Genomic DNA, 26,312 nt, shown 5'->3' on the forward strand with positions numbered 1-26,312 from the left:
TTCTCGGAGAAATCGCGGCAAACGCAAGCTGCGGGCAACCGTTACATGCGAGCCGGATTTGGGGTGTCGGACTCAGGAGTCGCTATTTCTTTAAAATCGGTCCGAAGGGCGATCGTATCGGACTGGAGGGACGTTATGAATCCGGATCGAGGCCCAAAAAGGCCTATAATCCCGCAATAACGGCTACTGGGTCCGCAAGCGGACCGTGACCAGCGAAAGGAGCAAGAATAAGGGCTCCCCGGTCCGCGGAAAATTAATGCAAACAAACGCACAAGGATATGCATGGAGGCCTAAACAGGGCTCAACTATAATAAAAACGCGGCAAGCTGAATGCGCTTACAACAAATCGCTCCGGCGGCAGCATATCACCGATGATTTTACTTGTCCCCTAACAATATTCCCTTCAATAAACAGGGGCACCGATCTAGTATAGGGATTGTGAATCCGCAGCCCCCTGGATCTTCAAATCCGGCTCGTTCGCAGTAAGGAATTGAAAGCGCTTTATACAATTGGTGAATGCGGCAAAACGCACCCACAGGCATCGGCACTAATACCGCTTATGGCGGTAATGTGTATATATTTTTTCAAGGAGGTTTCAGGAAAGTGAGAAAAAGAGCGTTAGTCTGGATGATGACTCTGGTTATGGCATTTTCTATGCTGCCATTTGCAGGGGCGGCAGCCGCTGCCGACGGCGGCACGCCGAGCGCAACGATCTATGTCGCTCCCACCGGCAACGACGATACGGGCAACGGCTCGCAAGCGAAGCCGTACAAAACGATTGGCAAGGCCAAAGCAGTCGTCAGGACGATGCCCAAGACCGGCGGCGATATCGTCGTTCAAATCGCGGACGGATTTTATTCGCTGGACGAAACCCTCGTTTTCACGAAGGAGGATTCCGGAAGCGCAACCAGCACGATTCGCTACGAGGCGGCGCCTGGCGCGCAGCCGGTCGTCAGCGCCGGTCAAATGCTGGAAAAAGGCGTCTGGACGGAAGCTGTCGGCCTGACGCAGACAAACGGGCTAAAAGCGTATAAAACGACCTTGAACCGGAGCGACAAGCTTCGCGCGATCTATGTCAACGACAAGCGGGCCAACATGACGACGAGTGCGCAAATCGCATCGGGCAACAGAACCGTCACGGGTACGCCTACCGTCAGCTTCACTTCGGCCGACAACCCTTGGGCGTGGCAGAACGGCAGCAACATCCGGGGCGGCATCGTCTTCGATGCCAGCGTAGGTCTGACGACCGACACGAAAAACCCGCAGAACATCGAAGCCGAAAGCATGGGGGGCTCCACTGCCAGATGGGCGAGGCCTTTTGTCACCTTCGCGTCGATCGAACAGGCGCCGGCAGCCAGCGGCAAGCCAGGCGGCGTCATGCTCCGGTTCCAGATGCCGTATGGCGCGATCTCCCAGTCTTTGGGCAACAATACGCAATACAATCCGGGCAACAATCAAGTCATCCGCAACGCCTTCGAGTTCCTCAACAAGCGCGGCGACTTCTACTTCGACCAGGCGGAGAGCACGCTCTACTACATCCCGCTCGAAGGCGAGGATATCAATACCGCCGAGGTGGTCATTCCAAGGCTGGAGACGGTCGTCGACATCCGGGGCATCCCTGTGGGAGACCGGCTGAACCCGATTGCGGGCTCGGACGACGGACGCGTCAAAAACATCACCTTTAACGGGCTGAAGTTTGCCCATACCGATTACAAGCTGTTCGAACTGACGGGCACCTATACATATAGCGACGGAACCGGTCCGGTGACGACCAGTTCGCGCGGCTATGCGTCCGTTCAAGGCTCTATCGTAAATAAAGTTTACTTCCCGAGCAGCATCAACTGGCATGAGACGTTTTACCGCGGGTATGACATACCGCCTGCGGCGGTCATGATCAACGCGGCGCGGAACATCAAGGTGCTGAACGGCGAGATCGGGCTTGCCGGATTTAACGGCATTCATATTGAAAACGATGTCAAGGATATCGAGGTGACGGGCAACTATATTGTCGATACGCTCGCCTCCGGCATTGTCGTCGGACATCCGCAGCATATCTACGAAAACGATCAGGCGATCAAGCATGAATCGAGCGTCTCGATCTCCGGTACGCCGATCAGAAGCTGGGCCGGCGTCGACAAGGAGAAATTCGCGGCGGGTACGGAAGCCGTGCCGGAAAACATTTATATTACGAACAACTTCTTGTACAGAACCTGCTACGGGTTCCCAGGCGCCAACGCGCTGGCCTCGTTCTATACGACCAACATGCAGGTGCTGCACAACTATATTTACGACACGACTTACGGCGCCATGAGCATCGGCTGGGGCTGGGACGAGTACGACGGCTTCGGCTTCACTGCCCAAGGCACCAACAAGACCGGCGGTCCCTACCATGGCACGCATGAAACGAGCATCGCCAGGTCTCCGGACATTACGACAACGTCGAGAAACAACAAAATCAATTACAATCGGATCGAGGAAATTTGTACGGTCGTTAACGACTCGGGCGCCATTTACTCGCTGGGTCGGCAGGGCGATCCGGGCAACTTGCCGGGCGGCGGCACGTGGGACACCGTCAACAACCTGACCAACGACCCCGTCACCGACAAGAACAGCAACTGGAATCCCGACAACTGGACGAATTTTACCGAGATGAACTACAACTTCCTGAACCCGAATCCGACCGACAAACCGACGACCTCCAACAACTGGACGAACGGGTTCCATCCGGACGAAGGCAGCACATTTATCAAGATGATCGGCAACGTCATACAATCCAAGCTCTCCCATGCTCCCGGACAGAGCCGTCTGTTCGAGTTCAACAACTGGAAGCGCAAGAGCGACATGATTGCCGTCGACGGTTATGTGGACGGCAACAACAATCAGAATGGCGCTCCACGCATCGTGAACAACAACTTCAAGAGCGAAGCCCGCATCTGGCCGGTCAAGGGCAACGAGATCGTATTGAATTCGGGTCTGACGAACGAATATACGCACATGATCCCGAGAAGCCTCATTGCCGATACCGAGTTCGAGCTGGCTTCCAACGTCATCCTGGGCAAGGGCGAGAAGCTGAACCGCAGAGGTCTGCTCAAAGCGCAGGACACGGTCTGGCTGGCGCCCGCGAACACGACGACGTTTAGCGAAGGCAACACGATGACAAAGGCGGCCGGCGACGCCAATTCCATCAAAGCGCCGAATGCCGCAGGGGAATACAAGCTGTATATTCAGTACGGAGACGGCAAAGCAACGGCTACCTCCAAATATACAGTATACGTCGACCAGAGCGCTGCGGCGGTCAATGTCAACGACGGAGATCAATACGAAGTATCGGCGGTGCGTCCGCTTGAACTGACACTGGGCGCAGGCTACACCTTCAAGCTCAATGGCAATGCGGTGACGAGCGGGTACAAGATCGCTACCGAAGGAACCTGGAACTTGATCGGCAGCACGACGACTGAGCCGAACGCGATCAACGTCACCTTCACCACCACGATATCGGTGGCCAACAAGCTGCTTCCGGCCGACGTGTCGGTGGCACCCGGCGGCCAAGTCAGATTTGCGCTCGACTTGAACGATCCGACGAAAAAGATATGGATCTCCTCGTCAAGCGGCGGACACTTCGACGGCGGCGACGACGAGACGGTGACCTCCGGCGACAAGGTCGGGATGACGGCGCCTGCGCTGCCCGGTCCGTACATCATTTATGTGCTGGCGGAAGACGGCGAAGTGCTCAGTCAGTCGCACGCTCGTGTCGTGGTGACGGATACGACACTTGCAGATATTCCTCGAGAAGGTCTCGACTTATGGCTCAAGGCCGACGAGGGCGTGGAAAGAGACGGCAGCGGCAACGTGACCGGATGGACGAATATGGGAAGTGTCCCGGCGAAGCTCGTCCCTGCGAACGTCCCCGGCAGCGGCGGCGACAATCTGGGAACGCCGACCGGCAATCCCACGATTAAGAAAGACGTATACGACTATGTAGATTTCGCGGCGAACGCCAGGCCGCTTAAAGCTGCCGGCTTCAAAAATTACAACGGCAGCACGAAGATGACGATCTACACGCTGGTTAAGCCGACTACCACGGCCAACAACTCCAGCGACCAAAGCGGCCTCGTTTATTTCGGATTAAACGAAGCTTATCAGACATGGGCCGCCAACGACGGGTGGAGCGGTATTAACCTCGGCGTAGGAACGAACAGAGTCAACCTCCGCTTCGGCAACGCGGACGGCAGCGTATCCGGCGGCGGGCAGTCCATCGCCACGTCGGCCACGAACGACCTGGTCAGTGTCCGGGCGCAGCTCGATGGAACGAACAGAGCTGTGTATGTGAACAACAACTCTATCGGCACCGGAACCAACGCCAAGGCGCTGACAGGGAACCGATCGGATCTGGGCGTAGGCTACACGATGGCGGCTGCGACTCCGTATCGTTTCATGGGCAGAGTGCTGCAGGTTCTCATCTACGATCGTGTACTGACGGCTGAGGAAGTTGCGAAAATCGAAACCTACTTTAGCGAAGTCAAAGCAGGCCGCGGCGGCGCCGCAAACCCAAGCGTTCCGGCGAGCGTCGACAAAACGCTGCTGACCGCCTTGATCGGAACCGTCGATAACCTGGACCAAACGAAGTATACGGCCGACTCGTGGAATGTATTTGCAAACGCTTTAACAACGGCCCAAGCGGCCGTCTCGAACGGCGCGATCGGGCAGGATGCAGCGGACGATGCATACTACGCGCTGCGCGGCGCGATCAAATCGCTTCAACTGTATACGGAGCTGGTCGTCACCGGCGAGGGGGGAGCGACCTCCATCACGACGAAAAACGGCACGCTGCAAATGTCTGCCGGAGTGCCCGCCGTATGGTCCGTAACCGCAGAGGACGGTTCGGAGACGCAAGCGGCGATCATCAGCGAGACGGGCTTGCTGACGGCCAAAAAGAACGGCGTCGTAAAAGTAACGGCAAAAGCCAGCGACTCCGGTTTGAGCGGCTTCGCGCTGATCACGATCAGCGGGCAAGAAGGCGCGCTGCTGAGCGGACCGTCGTCCGTCTTGTCCGGCGAGCCGTTCAAGCTGAACTTCGGCTTGAACAACCTGACGTCGGAGGTATATGCGATCGATCTGACCGTTCGATACGATGCAGACAAGGTAGAGTACGTGTCGGGCGTCTCTCTGGTGGACGGCTTCTCGATCGTGCTTGACCAGGAAGGCACTTCGGGCGGCGAGGCCAAGATCCGATTCCTTGCCGCAGGCTCGGGTCAGGCCATCTCCAATACGGATAAATTGCTGGAGCTGAGCTTCAAGGCGAAAACAGTCGCCACGGCAGTCGAGGCGAACGCCATCAAAGTCGAAAACGTCGTCATCTCTGACGGCGTCACGGAAACACCGGTAAGCGCCGCCAGCCATAATGTGGCGATCGCGCTTAACGACAAAGCGGCGCTGAGCGCGGCTATTTCCGCGGCCGACAACCTCTTGACCGGCGCGATGGAAGGCACGTTCCTTGGACAATATGCGCCAGGCTCCAAAGCGCTGCTGCAAGCGAAGCTGACTGCGGCCAGGGACGCACTGGCCGATCCCGATCTGTCTCAGGCCGGCATTCAAGAGGCGGTGACGGCTTTGACGGACGCGACCTCCGCGTTCAGCGGATCTCTGAAAACGCTGGCTGGCGCAAGTACGGTGACCATCGGAGATCTGGCGGTCATCGGCAAGTACTACGGGCAAAGCAGCGCGGACGTCAATTGGACGCTGTACAAGGCGCTCGGTATTACGACGCCGCGCCCGATCGGGATTCAGGATCTGGCTGCGGTCGCTCAACGGATCATGAGCAACTGACGCATCATTGGCAACTAACGCATCATTGGCAACTAACGCATCAGGGGGAACTCACGCATCTTGGGAAATTGGCAGTAATCGAATCGCTTCTAAAATTATCGTTAAGCTGATTGGTCGGGAGGAGGCGCTTTGGCGCCTTCCTCCCCCCATCTATTTGGAAAGGAAGTTGGCGAATGAGACAAACAAAAAGAAGCGGCTATTCCGTCGTGCCGAGAAAGCTGCAAATCGTCGGCTTAAGTCTTTTGCTGGCGAGCGCGCTTCTGTTAAGCCTGTTATCATCGGCGACTTCGGTCGCTTACGCCGCTTCGGCGTATACGCTATCCGTCTTGGACAGTCAGCCGATCGTCGGCCGCGAAGTGAGAGTCCAGGTGGTTGGCCAGGAGCTGACCGACGTGTATGCGGCAGAGCTGCAAGCGACGTTCGACGCCGATCATCTGCGATTCAAAAGCGCATCGAGCGAGCGATTCGGCTATGCCGTGACGCCTTCCGTGAACGGCGGCCAGATCGTATTGGCATTTACGAAAGTCGGACCGATCCCCGGTGAATCCGGGACGGCCGTGCTGGCGGAAATGGTATTTGAAACGACGGCACTGGGCAGCGGCACGGTCGAGCTCAAAAAAGTTAAAACGGTGGACAGCGCGATGAAAGTCGCCGACGTCGAAGCGAACGCGGTCGCGAGCGTAACGGTGGTCGCGGCGCCGATTGATCCGGGTCCGGGCAGCAACCCCGGCGGCGGGAACGGCTCCGGCGGCGATACGCCTGTCGTTGTAGACGACGAAGGCGGCAAAGTCGTGGTCACGCCGACGCCGAAGGTCGACGGCTCGACGGGGCGGGTCGCAGCGAAAATCGACGAGCCGACCTGGCTAAGGGCCGTCGAAAAAACGGTGGCTGGGGGCGGCAAACTCAAAAAGATTCAATTGGCATTGGCCGAGGTGCCCGGCGGCAAATCTTACGCGCTGGAGCTGCCGGCTTTGGCTTTCCGCGCTTCCGCGGAAGCGCTGCTGGTCGAGATTTCCACGCCGCTTGCCACGGTCACTGTGCCAAACCATATGTTCCGGGACGGCGAGCTGCCGGCGGGCGATATCGAATTCCGCATCGAGCAAGCCGACGTCGGCGGATTGGACGATAAGCTGCGCGCGCAAATCGGGGACCGTCCCGTTATCGACGTGAGCGTGTTCAGCGGCGGACAGAAGATATCCTGGAGCAATCCCAAGGCGCCTGTGACGATCAGCGTGCCTTACAGTCCGACGGCGGAGGAACAGGGAGCGCCGGACCATATTACGATCTGGTATATTGACGGACAAGGCAAGGCGACCGCGGTACCAAGCGGTCGGTACGATCCGGCATCGGGAACCGTCCAGTTCCAGGTGACGCATTTAAGCCAATACGCGGTCGCGTTCGTGCAAAAAACGTTCGATGACCTCGGCAAAGTCGCCTGGGCGAAATCAGCGATTGAAGCGATGGCTTCCAAAGGAATCGTCAACGGCGTATCCGCGACGGAATTCAGGCCGGGGGCTTCCGTGAGCCGGGCGGATTTTGCGCTGCTGCTCGTCCGAACGATGGACTTGCAGGGAGCGGCGGGCGAAGCGTTTTCCGATGTGGCGGCGGACGCGTACTATGCGGATGCGGTAGCCGTGCTGCGCGGCCTGGGTATCGCCACGGGCTCCGGAGACAACCGGTTCCGCCCGAGCGACGCCATCACGAGACAGGACATGATGGTGCTGATCGCGAAGGCGCTGGCATACGCAGACAAAGCCGTACCTGCGCCTGCCGAACCGCTGAGCGGGTTCACCGATGCCGGCAGCGTGGCAGCGTACGCGCGCGACAGCGTCGCCGGACTGATTCATGCGGGCCTGGTCAACGGTTCGAATCAGCAGATCCATCCGAAAGCGTGGACGACGCGGGCGGAAACGGCCGTGCTGATGCATCGCCTGTACAACTATTTTTATAAGGAATAGCGAACGGCAAGTTTACGAGCAAGGAGAGGACTCGCCCGCATGGAAGCGGCGCGCGGCCTCTCCTTTTTTTCACGGGATTAGTCAAATGCCAATCGGGCAGCGAGCATGTCTATGGTTAGGCAATTCGACGAAAACAGGATAGAAATTTTTCGCGGCGCTTTTTTGTAATCGCTTAATAATCGTCTACATTCGCAATCGATATCTACCTCGAAAAAAAAGAGGAGGTGATATATTTACGGGGCCATATAAAAAGATTGGAAGGGGAATTGAATTGAACAGGAAATGGAATAAGGTTTTGGCTCATGCGCTCGTATGGTGCATGGCAGTCGTTTCGTTCCCGTTTGTCACGACATCAAATCCGGCGTTCGCAGAAGAAACGGTCGAAGCGCCTGTGACGGCGTCAGCCGTCGCTGCGAACAGCGGCACGCCGGATCGCATTCGGGACGGCGTTATTTTGCACGCCTTTGACTGGAATTTGAACGTCATCCAGGAAAACCTGCAGGCGATCGCCGACGCAGGCTACACGGCGATCCAGACGTCGCCGATCATGGGCAGCTCCTCCGGGGGGACCGGCTGGGCTTCTTCCTATACACCCCGCAATATGGTCGCCGGCGGCAACGGCAACAAATTCGGCGACAGGGACGCGTTCGTAAGTCTGACCAACGCCGCCAATGCGCTCGGCATCAAGGTCATCGTCGACGTGATCGCGAACCACATGGGCGCCGCCGCCAACTCGGATGCCCCTTGGAACGACAGCACGTACTTCCACAATGTGACCGGCAACGTAGGCTACAATGACCGTTTCCTACTGACCCAGCCGGAGATGATCAGCGGGCTGCGGGATCTGGACACGCACTCCAAGTTCGTTCAAGATTCCTACATCGCTTATCTGAAAGACATCATCGACGCCGGCGCGAGCGGGTTCCGCTACGACGCCATCAAGCACATCGAGCTGGACGACGACGAGCCTTCCCCGGCGAGCATCGCCGCGGGCGCCACGAATCCGAGATATGCGGACGGGAAGTTTGCCAGCGATTACATTAAGAACATCACCGGCGCCGCTAAGGCTTATCTGGAGGAGAAAGGCAAGGTCAACTTCCAGTACGGCGAGGTGCTGCAAGGCGGAGACCCCAACATGGACAGGATGCAAGGCTATGCCAAGTATGTCGACCTGACTGCTTCCAAGTATGGTCATGATGTGCGCGGCGTCCTCGAAGTCGGTGATATCGGCCGTCTCGACAAGTGGGCTGATTACGGCGCCGAGGGTCTGACGCCCGACCGGCTGGTGCCGTGGGTAGAATCCCACGATACTTACAACAACGAAGGAGAGTCCCTGAGCTTCAGCCCGAAGCAGATCCGGCAGGGCTGGGCGATGATCGCCGCCCGGAAGGACGCTTCGCCTCTCTTCTTCGCCCGTAACGTCAATGCCGACGGTACGCAGCGAGCCAATGTGCGGACTGCGGACAACGTCGCCAACAGCAAGCCCCAATGGACGCATCCCGAGGTCGTGGCCGTCAACAAGTTCCACAACGCGATGGCGGGACGCGACGAGAATCTGGTAAGTCTCGGCAACACTGCCGTTATGATCGAGCGCGGCACGACCGCGGACGGCGGCGGCGCGGTGCTGGTCAACACGAGCAAGACCGACCGCGTGCTCGGCAGCGTGCCGGTGAAGTTCCTGAAGGACGGCTTCTATGTCAACACGCTGAACCCGAGCAACGTGTTCACCGTGGCGAACGGTAGAATCAGCGGGACCCTTCCCGGCAACCCTGCCAAAGTATCGAACACCGATACCAACCCGAATCCGGGCCTCGTGGTGCTGATGGACCGCGAGAGCGCAATGCCCGCCATTTTGGCGGCCATGCCGAGCGATGACGACGTCATCGCCGGCAATAGCTTCACCGGCAATCAGCTGAAGCTCAGACTGTCGGCGGTCAATGTGACCGAAGGGATGTATGCCGTCAACAACGGCGTCGCCGCGAGCTTTGCCAACGACGACATCATCACCGTGAGCGCCAATTACAACGATCCGCTCACCGTCACGCTGATGGGCCGGGCAGCCGGTGGCAATTGGATCACCCGGGAATTCACCTACACAAGGGTAGAGCCTGAAAAAGCGACAGCGCCGCCGATCGCTGAGCCGACGCACGTCAACGTTTATTTCTCCATCAACCGTCATGCGAACTACCAGGCGTGGGGCACCTACACCTACGGCGTGAGGGCTTATACCTTTAATCCCGAGCTGTTCGGCGGATGGCCCGGCGGCACGATGACGAGAATGAAGTACAACGGTGCCGACACCCATTGGTACATGATTAAAATGCCGCGGGCTGCCGTCGGCGGTATCATCTTCAACACGCGCACGAACGCGGACGTCCAACAGCAATCCAATCAACCGGCGATTACCGCCTCCATGCTCAACAACGAGCAATTGTACTTCTATGGCACCAGCAATACGCTGACGAACTATAACATCAACGGCTCGTCCGATACCGGCAACAACGCCCGCGCCAACTGGGACACGGCGTTTGCCGCAGGCAACAACATCGGCTACGCGGCCAGCGGCGTATTCCCGCCGGGACGCAACGGCGTGATGTTCGACACGTCGGGCGGCAGCGCGGTCCCGAATCAGTATGTCCGAGACGGCGCTAAAGCGACCCGGCCGGCAACCGATCCTACGCGCAGCGGGTACCTCTTCGACGGAAAATGGTACACCGATCCGGCGATGACGCAGGTATACGATTTCGACAAGCCGGTGGTCAACACCCTCGGCGAAGATCAAATTTACGCCATGACGCTTTATGCCGGATGGATCAAGCTGGATGCGGACAAAGCCTTGGTCGATTTCAATACCCAGGGCGGCAGCCCGGTCATGTCCGTTGCCAACGTCGTTTACGGCACCAAGATCGAAGCGCCGCAGCCGCCGGTCCGGAACGGCTATACGTTCGGCGGCTGGTACAAGGATGCGGAGTTCAACAACGAATGGAACTTCGGCACGGATACGGTGGCGGCGTCGATGACGCTGTTCGCCAAGTGGAACCTGGTGTCCTACGCGATCGCTTATAAGGACGGTGCAAGTTCCGCTGTCATGCCGGGCACCGAACCGGCTGCCTATACGATTGTCACGCCGACGCTTGACCTGATCGCCCCGAGCTCGAAGGAAGGCTATACGTTTGTCGGCTGGTTCACCGATCCGCAATTTAAGATGAGCTCCAAGCTCGACAGCATCGCGGAAGGCTCCGTAGGCGATCTGACGCTGTACGCCCGCTTCGATGCGAACCGCTACAATGTCGCGCTGGATCCGCTGAGCGGATCTGGCGGTACGGCAAGCGTATCGGTCTCTCATGGCGGCAAGCTGCCAATCGGCATCGCCCCGCCGGAAAGAGCCGGCTACGTGTTCAGAGGCTATTATGAAAACACGGACGGAAAAGGCCAGCAGTACTACAACAGCAACGGCATCCGCGTGTTCGAGGGCAATTGGTCGACTGAATCCGTCGCCAGCCTTAACGCGCACTGGGTTCTCCAGGGAGATCTGGATGCTGAAGCGGTAACGGCTGCGGTCGCGGCTCTCGAAGTGGGCTATGCCGAGGGCAACGATGCAGCGCTCGTCACGAGTAACGTGACGCTGCCGACTACTGCAGCGGGAGATGTCGCCATCTCCTGGTCCAGCGACAAGCCTGAAGTCGTCAGTGCGGAGGGGGCAGTCGTTCGTCCGGCCGTAGGCCAGGAGGACGCCACGGTGACCTTGACCGCAACCGTAACGAAGGGCGAAGCGATCGACAAGAAAACCTTCACGATTGTCGTCAAGTCGCTCACGATCGAAGACCGGACGGCGCTCCGCCAGGCGATCGACGCAGCGCAAACATTGCTGGACGGGGCGGTAGAGGGCGAAAGTCCGGGACAATATCCGGCGGGCTCCAAGGCTGTGCTGCAAGCAGCCATCGCTGCGGCAGAGACGGTATACGGCAATAAGGCTGCAACCGAGCAGCAATTGGCCGATGCGCTGACAGCGCTGGCATCGGCGGCGGATACGTTCAAGAAGGCCGTCATTACGCAAGGTCCGGTCATCATACCTGACCCGGCAACACCGACACCAACGCCGACACCGACACCGACACCGACCGGCGACAACAAAGTCGTTACGACTTTTAATGAAGAAGATCTGAAGCGGTTGAGCGGGGATCTGGTTCTTATCGCAGCGAAGGACGCGACGCAGGTTCTGCTTCCGATCCAGGCTGCCGATCTGAACGGCAACAAGCCGATCCGGATCCAGTTTAATGCCATCACCATCGAGCTCCCTGCAGAAGTGCTCGGCGCAGCGCAATTGAGCGCGGCAGGTCAGCCGGCAGACAAGACAAAGATTGCGCTTGAGGTTGCCCCAGTCTCGCAAGCGAGAGCGGAGCAAATCCAAAATGCCGGTCTTCTGAACCGCGCTGCCGTCAAGGTAGTCGGGCACATGTACGACTTCTCGCTGTCCGTCAAGACCGACGGCAACGAAGCAACGAAGATCAGCGAATTCGCAAAGCCGCTTACGCTTCGGTTTGCGGTGGAGGCAGCCGTCAATCCGGATCTGACGGGCGTCTACTTCATCGGCAGCCAAAATGAGCTTCAGTACGCGGGCGGCAAGATCGAAAACAACGTCATTACCGCGCAGGTCCGTCATTTCAGCACCTATGCCGTATTGGAAATCAACAAGCTTTTCAGCGACGTAAGCGAATCGAACTGGGCTTCTCCGGCCATCAAGTCGCTGGCCGCGAAGCAAATCGTAAACGGAACGACGGAGACGGAATACACACCGAATCGTTCCGTGTCGAGAGCGGAATTCGCGGCGCTGCTGACGAGAGCGCTCGGTCTCCAATCGACGGGCTCAAATCCATTCAACGATGTCAAGAAAGACGCATGGTATGCCGATGCAGTGACGGCCGTATTCGAAGCGGGAATCGTCGCCGGCCGCGACCCTCAAACGTTTGAACCGGCCAAGACGATTACCCGGCAAGAAGCTGCCGTGATGCTGATGCGCGCTTATGCGTTCCAAAGCGGGAACCGCGACGTTCCGGCGGCAGGCGCCGCATTCTCGGATCAGGCAAACATCAGTGCCTGGGCTCAGGATGCCGTTTCGAAGGCGAGCGCTCTGGGTCTCTTGAAAGGCAAGGGAGCAAACGTCTTCATGCCGCAGACTTCCCTGACACGGGCAGAAGCCGCACAGATCGTATACACCCTTTTGAATATCTAATGATTGCAGCCATAAGCCCCAATGCCGAAAGGTACGGGGTTTATGGCTTGCTTCTCATGATGTAAGCAACAAGCGCAATCCATGATAATATAAAGGGAGATCAGGAGGGGAGATAGTGAAATTAGGTTTTATATCCAAGCGCTTTCGACAATTCACGTTTAAACACCGGATCATTTCAATATTTTTCCTGATCGTTCTGATCCCCTTTGTATGTCTGGGATTGGCTTCGCTCTTTACCATCAACTCGATCCTCGTCAATAAGGTCGGCACCTCCCTTCAGAGCAACTTAAAGCAGGATTTACTGATTTTGGACAATACGTTAAACAACTTGAATCATGTATCCCAACAGCTCGCTTTCGGCGGAGGGACGAACAGGATCCTGGAGCAGCTGCAGGAGGAGACGAGCCGATTCGAAATTATAAGACTTCGGAACGAGATGAAGTACGAGCTGAACGTCGTTACCTTTTCAAACCCTAATGTCGGCTTGACGTTGTATTACAATCAGGATACAGGCGAATACGATTTTGAAAACTTCATGGTCAGAGAAACCTTTAATCCAAAGTTGCTTCCAATTATGGAAAGCTATCCGGAAATTACTTATTTCGGTCCGCATAAAAGCTATAATAGGTCGTCGAATCAATTGGTTTTCAGCATCATGCGCAAGGTAAACGTGGCCAATCAGGACATACAATTGTACGTGGAGACAGGCTTTAATACGGCTCAGAAGCTGTTGGAATCCAAGTCTTCGGACAACAGATCGCGCAATCTCCTCATTCTCAACAATGAAGGCAGAATTACGTACACCCAGGATGAAGCGCATTTTCCTCTGAACAGTCTATTTCCTTCAAGCGACAAAAAAGCAGCGTCGGGCGTATACGGACAATCCGTATGGCATAAAGAAACGAGCAACCAAGGCTGGAGCCTCGTGTCGGTCGTACCCGAGAAGGAATTGAACCGGGAGAAAAATCAGTGGTTTTTGCAAATCGCCTTATATTTCTTGTTATTTGAATTGGCCGCGATCGGTCTCGCCCTCTTATTGTCAAGAATGGTCTACAAGCCGCTCGAGCGATTTAACATGGAGATCAAAAATCTGGTGCAATCCAATGCCAAGGACAACACCGAGTTAACGAATATTCCTGAATTCGATTACCTCCTGTTTAAGATTCGCGTGATGAAGAAGAAGGTATGGGAGCTGTATGGGGAAATCGAACAGAAAGAAAAAAGAAGAGCGGATTTAGAGGTAGAAAAACTATTGTATCAGATCAATCCGCATTTTCTGATGAATACGCTCGATACCGTGCATTGGCTGGCAATGATGAATGGACAGGAGGAAATCGACAAGCTGACGCTCTCTCTCAACAAGCTGTTGCAATATAATTTGGGGAAAATGGGCGGAGGAACGACGATCCAAGGCGAGATCGAAGCGTTGAAGGAATATTTGCAGCTCCAAAAAATCAGATACGACTTCCAGTTCGATGTCGATATTGATGTGGACGAGGAGGCGATGCAGTTGGAGATCCCGCGCTTCATCCTTCAACCGCTCGTGGAAAACGCGCTCTACCACGGCGTTAGCGACGACGGTTACGTTCATGTCGATATACGGTTAAATGAAGAACTTGAAATCAAGGTCCAAGATAACGGGGTCGGGATGACGCCGGAGAAAATCCGGCAGCTGCTGAACGACGATCCTCTCGAAGGCCAGAAGGTAGGCATGGGAATCGGCATGAAGTACGTCATCCGGATACTGGAATCAAACTATGGAGATCGGGCGAAGTTTACGATTAAAAGCGAGATTGGCAACGGAACGACCGTTTCGTTAAGCTTGCCTGTTTATAGAGGTGAACTCCCGTCATGATTCGCGTACTGGTCGTTGATGATGAAAAAATGGTTCGAATCGGTCTGGTCAACTTCATGCCTTGGAAGGAATTCGGAATGGAAGTCGTGGGGGAAGCCAATAACGGCGAGAATGCGCTGAAGTTCATCGAGAATAACAAGGTAGATTTGTTGCTGACGGACCTTTCGATGCCGGTCATGTCCGGCATTGAGCTCATGAAGGAGGTCAGCAAGCATCACCCGCATATCCAGGTTGTCGTATTGACGTTGCATACCGATTTCGAATACGTGCAGGAAGCGCTGCGGCTTGGCGCCATCGATTATATTGCCAAAACGCAGCTTGAGAAGGAACAATTCGAGGACGTGCTGGGGAGAATCGCTTCTTTGTTGGATAAGAAGAAGCTAGGAGTTCAACAAACGGAAAAAAGTCGAGTCGATCAGGTGTATGTCGTTTATATGTTAAATCCGCATCACGACGATCCGAAATGGGACGCCTCCATGCCCAATGACGCCGTAGAGGTTGAAATGGGCGTATGGTATTGGCGCGATTTGCCCCCGGGCGTTTGGACATCGAGCGCCGGCCATGCCCTTGTATGCATCCGCGACCTGATGGAACTGGACCGCAAGGCGATCGTGCAGCTCATTCGGACTTACCGCAGAAACGGATTTTTCTACGATTACGATCCGGCGCGGACACTTCTTGATATCCGTCGGGACGAGATCGTCAATGTCGGTAAGGATAGCGGTCTGGATCTGAATGAATTGAAAAGCAAATGGCTGTCCCCTGATTGGCTCTACGAAGACCGCATTTTCGAGCAGATGCTTCAGGAGCTCAAGGCCGTCAAGCTGCCGCCAATCCGATTGACTCGATTGTTTTTCTCGCTGACGGATGAGTGGAACCGGTTGTACGGGCAGGCCATGGAAAGCCCTGTCGCGATAGAGGATTCGTTTCATTACTTCGTGCAATTCGGAGCGTGGTTGAGCGGCGCACGGGAAGCAATCCGACAGGCGAATATCAAGCCGCAATTTTCCCTCGAGATTCAGAACAGTATCGCGAAAGCGACGAATTTGGCCCAAACGATGATGAACCAGTCTTTGACGGCAGGCGAAATGGCGCAGATGGTCAATATGAGCAGCAGCTATTTCAGTCAATGCTTCAAGCAAATCGTTGGCAAAACGTACACCGATTATTTGCGGGATATTCGCATGGAGCGGGCCAAGCATTACTTAAAGAATACGGCGAGGACCATCCAATGGATCGCGGAACAAGTCGGCTATAATGACGATAAATATTTTAGTCGTCTGTTCCGGGAGCATGTCGGCGTGCTGCCTAGCGACTATCGGCAAGAGAGCATACACGACAGGAGTCATTAAACCTGCCGCAAGCCAAGTAGAAATTCGTCCGAAAACAGGTTAGACAGTTTTCGGACGAATTTTTTATTTTTATGATCTTCATCGGATTGTCATCCTTATTGCCATGGATCTTCTAACGCGGGCTGCTCGCATGAAGAACTATAATAAATTTGCAAGGATGCTAATTCAATAAACCATCTGGGGGAAAGAAAATGAATAAGAGCTTCAAGACCTTGGCAGTTGGTCTGACCGTTGCGTTCAGCTTGGGTGCATGCGCGAGCAACAACGCGGATAACAACGCTGCCGGCACCGGCAGCGCTAGCCCTGCGGCAAGCAGCAGCTCGAGCAGCGCAGCACCATCGGAGGCAGCCGTCGATCCGATGGGCAAGTTCGCGGAGCCTGTCGAAGTATCGCTCGGCAGAGGGGTCGATCCTACCTACAAATACGAAGGCAATGACACGGCCGAGGACAACATCTATACCCGCTGGCTCAAGGACTCCTACAACATCGTCGTGAAGCACGAATGGGAAGCCGCCCCGGCCGATTACGGTCAGAAGGTAAGCTTGGCGATCGCAAGCAATAACCTGCCGGATGCGATGCTCGTTAACGAAACGCAGCTGAGACAAATGGTGAAGGCCGGACAACTGGCCGACTTGACGGAAGTCTACGATAAGTACGGCGCAGAGCGGCTGAAGCAGATTTACAAGACGAACCCGGGCCTGCTTGAAGGCGTAACGTTCGACGGCAAGCTGTATGCGCTGCCAGAGACGACGCTGCCTTCGGCGCCGATGACCTGGATCCGCAAAGACTGGCTCGACAAGCTCGGACTCGAAGCGCCTAAGACGCTGCAGGATCTCGAAAATGTTGCAAAAGCATTCATCGACAACAAAATGGGCGGAGACAATACGCTCGGCATCGTAGGCACGCAGCAGGGCGGTTCGCTGTATTCCACGTTCCTGTCGTCCGGCGACCACTTCATGAACTTCTCGTCCTTGTTCTTCGCCAACGACGCCTACCCGGGCATCTGGGTGAAGGATGAGAGCGGCAACGCCGTATACGGCTCGACGACGGCCGAGACCAAGAAGTCGCTGTCGCTCATGCGCGACTGGTACGCCAAAGGTATCCTGGATAAGGAAATCGGCCTTAGAAAGAGCTCGAAAGAAGCTCTCACCAGCGGGCAGGCAGGTATCTTCTTCGGTCCTTGGTGGTCCCCGTACGATCTGCAGGATGCGATCAAGAGCAATCCGGAAGCCAACTGGAGACCTTATGCAGCGCCGCTTGACGATGCGGGCGTATTCAACTCCAATCAGGCGACGGGCAGCAACTTCATCGTCGTGAACAAAAAATACGAGCACCCGGAAGCCATCATCAAAATGCTGAACCTGCACGTATCCGAAAAGCCGGAGAGCTACAAGACGGCCGTAGGCAAAGAAATGACCTCGCAGGAAATTCCGTTGTTCCTGGTCATGGGCTTCGGCGATCAACTGCAGTACGCCGTTAAAACGACGCAGAAGGTTCTTACGGGCGAAATGAAGCTTGAGGAAGTCGACAAAGCGAACTATGGCTTTACGTACGAGCTTTCCTCGCACGTGAAAAATATTAAGAAAGAGCCGTTTGACAACTATGACATTCAATACTGGGATCAAAAGACAGATCCGGACTTCTTCGCTCACGTATATGCGCATCTGAATGGCGGATCTACGTTCGTAGATGCAAACGTCAACTATGTGAAGAGTATCGCCACGGCTCAAACGAAAACGATGCAAACGAAGTGGACCAATCTGAAGAAGCTCGAAGACGAGACCTTCCTGAAAATCATTATGGGAATCGCGCCGGTCGACGAATTCGATACCTTCGTTACGAAGTGGAAGCAGCAGGGCGGCGACGAAATCACGGCAGAAGTCAATGAACTGAAATAAAGGATCATGTTCAAGGCGAGTGGCAACTTCACTCGCCTTGATGATCCTGTTAAGGAGAATGGATATGCTTAACCGAGGCGTTTCTAAACATTATTTATTGATGCTCCTCCCTGGATTGATATGGCTCGCGCTTTATAACGTGCTTCCGATGTATGGCGTGCTGATGGCCTTTAAGGACTTTAATCCGGGACTCGGCATATTCAAGTCGGAATGGATCGGTATGGACAACTTCGAATACATGTTCCAGCTCGACGACAGCAAAGTCATATTCAAAAATACGATCGTGATCGCGCTGTTTAAAATGCTCGGCAACCTGATCGTTCCTCTCGTTTTTGCGCTTATGTTAAATGAAGTAAAAAACAGGTTGTTTACCCGATCGGTTCAAACGATCGTGTACTTGCCTCACTTTTTGTCCTGGGTTATTATTGCGGGCATTATGCTGGATATCTTCTCCTACTCCGGCCCGATTAATCAGGTTCTCTCCCTGTTCGGCGCGGAGCCGATGCTGTTCTTTGCGAATCCTAATCTATTCCCCTGGATGGTTGTTTTTAGCGACATTTGGAAGGAATTTGGATTTGCGGCGATCATTTTCTTTGCGGCTTTAACGTCCATCAACCCTGAAATGTACGAAGCGGCTGCCATTGACGGTGCATCCCAATTTAAACGGTTGACGCGTATTACGCTTCCGAGTATTTTACCGGTCGCCGTTCTGCTGGGTACGCTTAGTCTCGGGAATATTCTAAATGCCGGATTCGATCAAATATTTAATCTGTACAATCCCACGGTATATTCAACCGGCGATATAATCGACACCTGGGTTTACCGGGCGGGTCTCATCGATATGCAGTACGGACTTGCGACGGCGGTCGGCTTGCTTAAATCGGTTGTAGGTTTGGTTCTCATCTCGGTTTCTTACACGCTCGCTTACCGATTTGCGAACTACAGAATTTTTTAACAGAAAGACGTGATCACTATGGTAGAGGATCGTTCCGCTGTCACCAGGCTGTTTAACGGAGTCAATAAAGTTCTGCTGATCTTAATCACGCTTCTATGCATCCTGCCAGTCTGGTATACGCTCGTCGTATCCTTGAGCGACAGAGCGGCGGTAGCGGCCGGCGACGTGTTTTTCTGGCCCCAGGGCTTAACGTTCAATTCGTACGCAACGATCATCGAGGACGGGCAGTTTTTCAAATCGTTCTTCATCTCGGTAGAGCGCGTCGTCCTCGGGGCGATCATTGCTTTTTTCGTCGTACTGCTCATGGCCTATCCGCTATCGAAGACCGCTAAGGAATTCAAACCTAGAAATATCCTCATGTGGCTCTTGATCTTTTGCATGCTGTTCAGCGGCGGCCTGGTGCCTTGGTACATGACGATGAAGTCGCTGGGTATGATCAATAACATTTGGGGGTTGGTGCTGGGAGGCGGGCTCCCTGTATTTAACGTCATTCTCGTCATGAACTTTTTCCGCAACCTTCCGAAGGAGATGGAAGAATCCGCTTTGATCGACGGCGCGGGACCGTGGCGCATTCTGTTCGGCATTTTCCTGCCGCTGTCTACGCCGGTCATGGCGACGATTCTCGTATTCACGATCGTCGGACATTGGAACGAGTTTTTCCAGGCGCCTGTGTTAATGACTAAAAACGAAAATTATCCGCTGCAATCGTACATCCGCCAAGTGACGATCGTGCTTAATCCAGCCAAAATCGATGCGGAATCGGCCAAGCGGCTTGCGACCATGTCGAACCAGACCTTGAATGCGGCGAAAATTTTCATTTCCATGCTGCCGCTGCTGCTCATTTATCCTTTCTTCCAAAAGTACTTCGTAAAAGGAATAACGCTTGGATCGGTTAAAGGCTGACGATTAAAGGCGGACCCTAAATAAAGTCTAATCAGAATAGGAGATCTATTTGTGCAAACGAGTGAAACGATCCACCCCGATAAAATCGAACATCAGGAAGCTCCCAAGGTCGATTGGCATGTCGGCGCGATCCAGTCGGTTCAAGAAGAGCAAGGCGCCTACGTATTCCGCGGCGCACACGCGTCGGTTATGCTGCAGCCGGTCAACGATCACATTGTTCGCGTGAAGCTGCTGCTCGACCATGCGCTCGATTTGAAGTCGACAATCGCGGTTCAACAGGAGGCTTATGTCAAGGTTGACGCACGATTGGAAGAAGAGCCGGAGCAGTACAAGCTGGTGCTGCCGACGCTTGCGGTTGTCGTGCACAAAGCGAATGCCCGGATCGACTTTTACGATACCGACGGCGAATTGATCTCCAGGGAACAAGAGCTGTACAGGGCGGGAAGAGGCGAATACGGCTTCCGAAAAGCGATGGAGAAAGACTCCCACATTTACGGTCTGGGGGAGAAGACGAGCTTTCTGGACAAAAAAGGCGAGAAGTACGATATGTGGAATTCGGACGTGTTCGATCCCCATGTGCCGGAGATCCAATGCTTGTATGTGTCGATTCCGTTTCTCATCCATTTCCGCTACGATCGGCCGGCTTACGGAATATTTCTCGACAATCCGGGGCGTTCCACGTTCGATATGCACACGAGCGATATGGCCTACACGGTCCAGGTTCATGCGGGAACGATCGATTATTACTTTGTGTACGGGCCGGAATTGAAAGATGTCGTACGAAGGTACAGCGGCTTGACGGGGCGAATGGAGCTTCCGCCGGCATGGGCTATCGGGTATCATCAGTCCCGGTACAGCTATATGGATCAGGAAGAGGTCATGATGCTCGCACGGAACTTCCGCAGCAAGAACATTCCTTGCGACGTTATTTACCTGGACATTCACTACATGGACGAATACCGCGTGTTCACGTTCGACCCGGTGCGGTTCCCGAATCCGAAAAAGATGATCGACGAGCTGGGCGAGATGGGCATCAAGATCGTTCCGATCGTAGACCCGGGCGTTAAGAAGGACCCGGAGTACGCGCATTATATCGAAGGTACGAAAAACGATTACTTCTGCCGCAAGCTGGAGGGCGAAGTGTTCATTGGAAATGTATGGCCGGGAGCGAGCGCATTCCCCGACTTCACGGAAGAGCAGGTACGTTCCTGGTGGGGAGAGCAGCACCGTTATTATACGGAGCTCGGCATCCACGGCATCTGGAACGACATGAACGAGCCGGCCGTGTTCAACGCCTCGAAGACGATGGATCTCGACGTCGTCCACGGCAATGACGGCGAACCAAAAACGCACCGCGAGCTGCATAATTTGTACGGCATGTTGATGTCGATGGCGACTCAGCAGGGCTTGAAAAAGCAACTGGACGGGGAGCGTCCCTTCGTACTGACGCGCGCAGGCTATGCGGGCATACAGAAATACGCGGCGACTTGGACCGGAGACAACCGCAGCTTTTGGGAGCATCTGGCGATGGCGATTCCGATGGTGCTTAACCTCGGCTTGTCCGGACAGCCGTTCGCCGGACCGGATATCGGCGGCTTCGCCCACAACACGACGTCGGAGCTGCTGGCGCGTTGGACGCAAGCAGGCGTGTTCTTCCCTTACTGCCGCAACCATAGCGTGCTGGAGTCGATCCGCCAGGAGCCTTGGTCGTTCGGCCCGGAGATTGAAGACATCTGCCGCAAGTACATTCGTCTTCGCTATAAGCTGATGCCTTATCTGTATACGCAATTTTATGAAGCGCATAAGACCGGGCTGCCCATCATGCGCCCGCTCATTCTGGAGTATCCGAACGACCGCAGCGTCTTTAACCTTTGCGATCAGTTCCTGGTCGGAACGAGCCTGCTCGTCGCGCCGATTCTCCGTCCAAGCACGGAGTACCGCTCGGTTTATTTGCCTGCGGGAGAGTGGATCGATTATTGGACGGGCGAGCGCCACGATGGCGGCCGCACGATATTGGCGCATGCGCCTGTCGACGTATTGCCGCTATATGTGAAGGCGGGAAGCATGGTGTCCGAGCTTGCAGAGGATGCGTGGAAGCCGGTCATGGACGAGCGGGCGAACGTTGCGCTGAGTGTATATGCCGGAGCGTCGGGGACCGAGTCTTCGGGTCGATGGTATGAGGACGATGCGCGTACTTACGCTTACGAGACCGGCGGCTTCAATCTGCTGGAGTCGAAGGCCGTATTCCAGGAAGACAAGCTGACCTTGAAGTTGTCTTATGCGTCCAAAGGGATGACAAGCGATCGCGATCGTCTTGATCTTCAAGTGAAGTCGATGTATTTCGCGCCAGCGGCCGTTCAAGCCGGACAGGCAAGCTTGGAGGAAGCCGGCGGAAGCTGGTCCTACGACGAAGCGCTTCGGACGCTCAGCTTGCAAGTGCCGAATTCGTTTGACGAGATGGAGTTGGTCATCCAAGGTTAATCCGACGCGAAAAAGAGCTCCGCCCTCAGGCTCAGCCTGCCAGGCGGAGCTTTTGGCGCGCTCTTTTGTGCATAAAGGCTCCCCTAAACCGGATACTACTGGAAGGACCGGGAACCGTGGGCAACGGAGGGATCGATTTGCCGGAACAAAAACGCGACAGCAGGACGGACATCCTCGACAGCTGCAAACGCTCAGTCGATTTCGTGACGACGCCATTGTCGACGGGCAAGCTCGAATTCAGTTTTTCTTACTATAAAACGCTGATCGACGAAGAAGCGCTCGGCCATCTGCTGCATGCGCTGCAAGCCTCGACGCAGGCGAAGGAGAGCGGCGATCTCAACTCGCTGCTTGCGCACGCGCCGATGGACGGCATCGAGCTCGATCCCGATCCGCAGCGCGTGCGCAAGCTAATTTTCAAAGGCTATCTGCTCGCCTATCCCGGCAAGGATGCGGAGGGCGAATGCGCCCTCATCCCGCTGCCGGCCAAGAAGGGGCTGCGCTCGAGCAACGAGACAGACATGGAGTTCAGCGTCGTCGGCCCGAAGATCGGGTTCATTGAGGATCTCGATACGAACATCCATCTGCTGCGCGCGCAATTGAATACGCCCGATCTGCTGCTCAAGGAGATCGTCGTCGGCAGCGTCTCGCGATCGAGAGTCGCCATGCTGTATATCGACGGGATCGCGAACGACGAAAACGTCGCCAAGATGGAGAAGCGCCTTCGCGATATCGACTTCGACGTCGTCTTCGACACTTCGCAGCTCGACCAGATCATCGCGGACAATTCAAGGACGCCGTTCCCGTTGTTCACGACGACCGAGCGCCGGGACCGGGTCGTCTATGCGCTCATCACGGGGCAGGTGGCCGTGATCAGCGAAGGCTCCCCGTATTTCATTACGGGACCGTCCACGCTTTTCGATTTTTTTCTTTCGCCGGAAGACTATTTTCTGCCTTGGGTGTTAGGCTCTTTTTTTCGGATGATTCGCATTTTCGGCGTTATTTTTTCGTTGTTTGCGTCCTCCTTCTATGTAGCGCTGATGACGTATCACTACGAAGTCATTCCGAAGGAGCTGCTCGGCCGGCTGATTTATTCGCGGGAAAACGTGCCGTTCGCGCCTTTTCTCGAGGTACTCTTTCTGGAGATCACCGTCGAATTCCTGCGCGAAGCCGGCGCGCGTCTGCCAAGCCGCATCGGACAGTCGCTCGGCATCGTCGGCGGCGTCATTCTCGGGCAAGCGGCGGTCGAGGCGTCGCTGACCAGCAACATTTTGATCATCATCGTATCGCTGTCCGCGCTCACGTCCTTCGTCACACCGATCTACAAAATGTCCAACGCGATCCGCTTTTTGCGTTTTCCCATCATCCTGCTCGCCGCGGTCTGGGGCAGTCTGGGTATCGCCATCGGCGTCTGCTTCCTGCTCGTGCATCTGTCCAAGCTCCGGTCGCTCGGATATCCGTATACCGTCCCGTTCTTCCCCGTCCGGGCCAAGGATCTGAAGGACAGCCTCGTGCGATCCTCCTATTCCGTCACGGGCTCGCGGCCGTCCTACCTGAAGCCGGCGTCGATGCGGCGTTATAAGCCGAAGGCCGAGCGGAGAGCTAACGACTTTGACGAGGAGTGAGCAGGAGATGAGCAGAGCATGGAAAAAAGTCCGGCGGGGCGCCGCGCCGGCACTGCTGACGCTCGCCCTGTGCGGCTGCGGCAGTTCGCAGATCGTGGACCGGATCTCGCTTGTGCAGACGGCGGGCTACGACAGGCAGGAAGGGAAGATCGTGACCAGCATGCTGATCGGCGAGTATACCGAGCAGGACAAGACCAAGGTCAAGCTGCTCGAGACGGATTCGTACAACAGCTTCGATATGGTGCCGCTGCTGAACCGGCAGACCAACAAGCCGATCGAATACGGCCAGATGAAGCTCATGCTGTTCGGCAAAGCGTACGCCGAGCATGGCATCTCGCATGTGCTGAAGATGCTTTCCCGCGACGTGAAGGTTCAGAACCGCTGTCTGCTCGCCGTCGCGGACACGTCCGCGAGAGAGACGATGGCGGCGACCGCCGACTCCGACGATACGCTGTTTCTGACGAACATGATCGAGCAAAATTCGAGAACGGCCGAGCTGCCGGGCAAAAATCTGCAGGAGGTGATGTACGGCTACTACGGCGAAGGCCGCGATTTTTACTTGCCCTATATTACGATGAACAGCCATCGTCGGCCGCAGGCGGGAGGGATCGCCCTGTTCAAGGAGGATCGATTGGTCGCCGTCGCCAAGGGCGCGGAGATGCTGTACTTAAAGCTTCTGTCCGAGAAGACGCGCGCAGGCATGCTGCTCGTTCCGCTTGAGGCGAAAGGAGGCTCTGATCAGTACTTGCTGCTGCGCATTTTAAATTCCCGTCCTTCCTGGACGCTCCGCACGGGCGGTCCGGCGCCGTCCTTCAAGATCGCGCTGCATATGACCGTGGGCATCAAGAGCATCTCGGACTCGATAAAAATCGAGGATGTATCGCAAGCGGCGCAGATGGAGCGAACGATCGAGCGGTTTATCGAGAACGGCTTGTCCGAATTCATCGCGAAGTGCCAAAAGCTGCGCATCGATCCGGCAGGCTTCGGCGATTACGCCCGGACGCACCGGCGGCATTGGGACAGCGAAGCGTTCTATGCGGCTTATCCGACGATGAAGACCGAAGTGCGTGTGCGCGCAAAGCTGATGCAGAGCGGGACGATCGATTAAAGCAGGGAGGACCGTCGTCTTGGACAAATCGAAGAGCGACAAGTATACGCTGTCGGCCGTTCATCTGTTTTTTTTGCTCTACGTCAGCCTGGTCGGAGCGGGACTTATGGATTTTCAGCGGCATGTCGCGGCACTGTCGGAGCAGGATACGTGGATTGCGGTGTTGGCGGCGTCGCTGTTCATCGTTCTTTTGATCTGGATGATGTACGGCATCCTCAAGCGGCAGGAGGCGTCGGGCGCCCATCTTGTGGCGGTCAACAAGCGGTATTTCGGCTCTGTGGTCGGCGCGGCTCTGAATCTGTGCTTTATTTTGTATTTTTTGTGGGGCGCGTTTTTGACGCTGCGCTTTTATTTGCATGTGATCGAGGTGTGGATTTTTCCGGAAATGAATCAGTGGCCGCTCGTGCTCTGCATCTTTGTTTTGCTGTATTATACGGTGTCCGGAGGCATTCAGACGGTTGCCGGCATATGCTTCTGGGGAACGCTCAGCATCTTTTTGTTCGTGCTGCCGCAGACGGTGCTCGTCTTTCCATTTTTGCATCCGCAAAATTTGATGCCGGCGATCGATCACAGCGCAGCCGCGATTTTCGGCTCGACCAGGCTGATGGCCCAGCAATTTTTGGGATGCGTGGCGCTCATGGCCGTGTATCCGTTCATTAAGGACGGCGCCCGCTCAGCCAAATGGGCGTATCTGGCCGCAGGCGCGGCTGCCTTTATCTATATCGTCATGCTGCTGATCTCGATCATGTTTTTCAGCCCGCAGCAGCTGAAGGAGACCGTCTGGCCGACGCTCAGCATCGTCTCTATCATTCATGTGCCGCTCATGCAGCGTCTCGAATACGTCGTTCTCAATTTATGGCTGCTCAAAATGGTGTCGAACATATCGCTCGGCTTATGGGCCGCCTGCCACAGCCTGAAGCAGCAGCTGCGGGTCAGGCCGCGGATTGCGCTGGCGGGCGCGCTGGCGTTGTTTCTCCTTTTGTTTTTTTTGGACAACGATCCCGGGGATACGAGAAAGCTGATCGACATGTATGCAAAAACAGGCGAGCTCCTGGTGTTTTCCTATATTCCGCTCGTCTTCGTCATCTCCCGTTTTTCGGCGAAGTCGGGTTGAACCGCAT

General features: G+C 55.5%; 12 protein-coding genes. All 12 read left to right on the plus strand.

Annotated elements, in window-relative coordinates; translation table 11 throughout:
* The first annotated feature begins 627 nt into the window (after window positions 1–627).
* The 12 genes from KVT38_RS07015 (at window position 628) to KVT38_RS07070 (ending at window position 26,305) form a co-directional block, all read left to right on the plus strand.
* A complete protein-coding gene (locus tag KVT38_RS07015) occupies window positions 628–5,826 on the plus strand; it encodes a cohesin domain-containing protein (protein WP_217592976.1) in 5,199 nt (1,732 codons plus the stop codon).
* Between the two features lie 173 nt (window positions 5,827–5,999).
* Window positions 6,000–7,784, plus strand: coding sequence for an S-layer homology domain-containing protein (locus KVT38_RS07020; protein WP_217592977.1), 1,785 nt, complete (start codon window positions 6,000–6,002; stop codon window positions 7,782–7,784).
* 271 nt (window positions 7,785–8,055) lie between these two features.
* The gene (locus KVT38_RS07025) at window positions 8,056–13,017 is read left to right on the plus strand and encodes an InlB B-repeat-containing protein (RefSeq protein WP_217592978.1); all 4,962 of its coding nucleotides are present in this window, start codon (window positions 8,056–8,058) and stop codon (window positions 13,015–13,017) included.
* A 436-nt stretch (window positions 13,018–13,453) separates the two neighbouring features.
* On the plus strand, window positions 13,454–14,872 hold the full coding sequence (locus KVT38_RS07030) for a sensor histidine kinase (protein ID WP_254639052.1): 1,419 nt from the start codon (window positions 13,454–13,456) through the stop codon (window positions 14,870–14,872).
* Entirely contained in the window at window positions 14,869–16,224 is a 1,356-nt protein-coding gene (locus KVT38_RS07035; RefSeq protein ID WP_217592980.1) for a response regulator transcription factor, read from the plus strand. Before KVT38_RS07030 ends, KVT38_RS07035 begins: the two co-directional genes overlap by 4 nt.
* Before the next feature lie 191 nt (window positions 16,225–16,415).
* Window positions 16,416–18,122, plus strand: a complete 1,707-nt coding sequence (locus KVT38_RS07040) for a type 2 periplasmic-binding domain-containing protein (RefSeq protein WP_217592981.1) — start codon at window positions 16,416–16,418, stop codon at window positions 18,120–18,122.
* Window positions 18,123–18,186: 64 nt separating this feature from the next.
* A complete protein-coding gene (locus KVT38_RS07045) occupies window positions 18,187–19,077 on the plus strand; it encodes an ABC transporter permease (RefSeq protein ID WP_217593017.1) in 891 nt (296 codons plus the stop codon).
* An 18-nt stretch (window positions 19,078–19,095) separates the two neighbouring features.
* Entirely contained in the window at window positions 19,096–19,980 is an 885-nt protein-coding gene (locus KVT38_RS07050) for a carbohydrate ABC transporter permease (protein ID WP_217592982.1), read from the plus strand.
* A gap of 51 nt (window positions 19,981–20,031) precedes the next feature.
* Entirely contained in the window at window positions 20,032–22,461 is a 2,430-nt protein-coding gene (locus KVT38_RS07055) for a glycoside hydrolase family 31 protein (protein WP_217592983.1), read from the plus strand.
* Between the two features lie 137 nt (window positions 22,462–22,598).
* Window positions 22,599–24,083: a spore germination protein gene (locus KVT38_RS07060; protein ID WP_254639053.1), complete on the plus strand. Its 1,485-nt coding sequence runs from the start codon at window positions 22,599–22,601 to the stop codon at window positions 24,081–24,083.
* Between the two features lie 7 nt (window positions 24,084–24,090).
* Window positions 24,091–25,191, plus strand: a complete 1,101-nt coding sequence (locus tag KVT38_RS07065) for a Ger(x)C family spore germination protein (RefSeq protein ID WP_217592984.1) — start codon at window positions 24,091–24,093, stop codon at window positions 25,189–25,191.
* A gap of 19 nt (window positions 25,192–25,210) precedes the next feature.
* Entirely contained in the window at window positions 25,211–26,305 is a 1,095-nt protein-coding gene (locus KVT38_RS07070; RefSeq protein WP_217592985.1) for a GerAB/ArcD/ProY family transporter, read from the plus strand.
* Window positions 26,306–26,312: the final 7 nt, after the last annotated feature.

The organism is Cohnella sp. GbtcB17 (assembly GCF_019091135.1).
In the GTDB taxonomy this organism is placed as follows: Bacteria; Bacillota; Bacilli; order Paenibacillales; family Paenibacillaceae; genus Cohnella.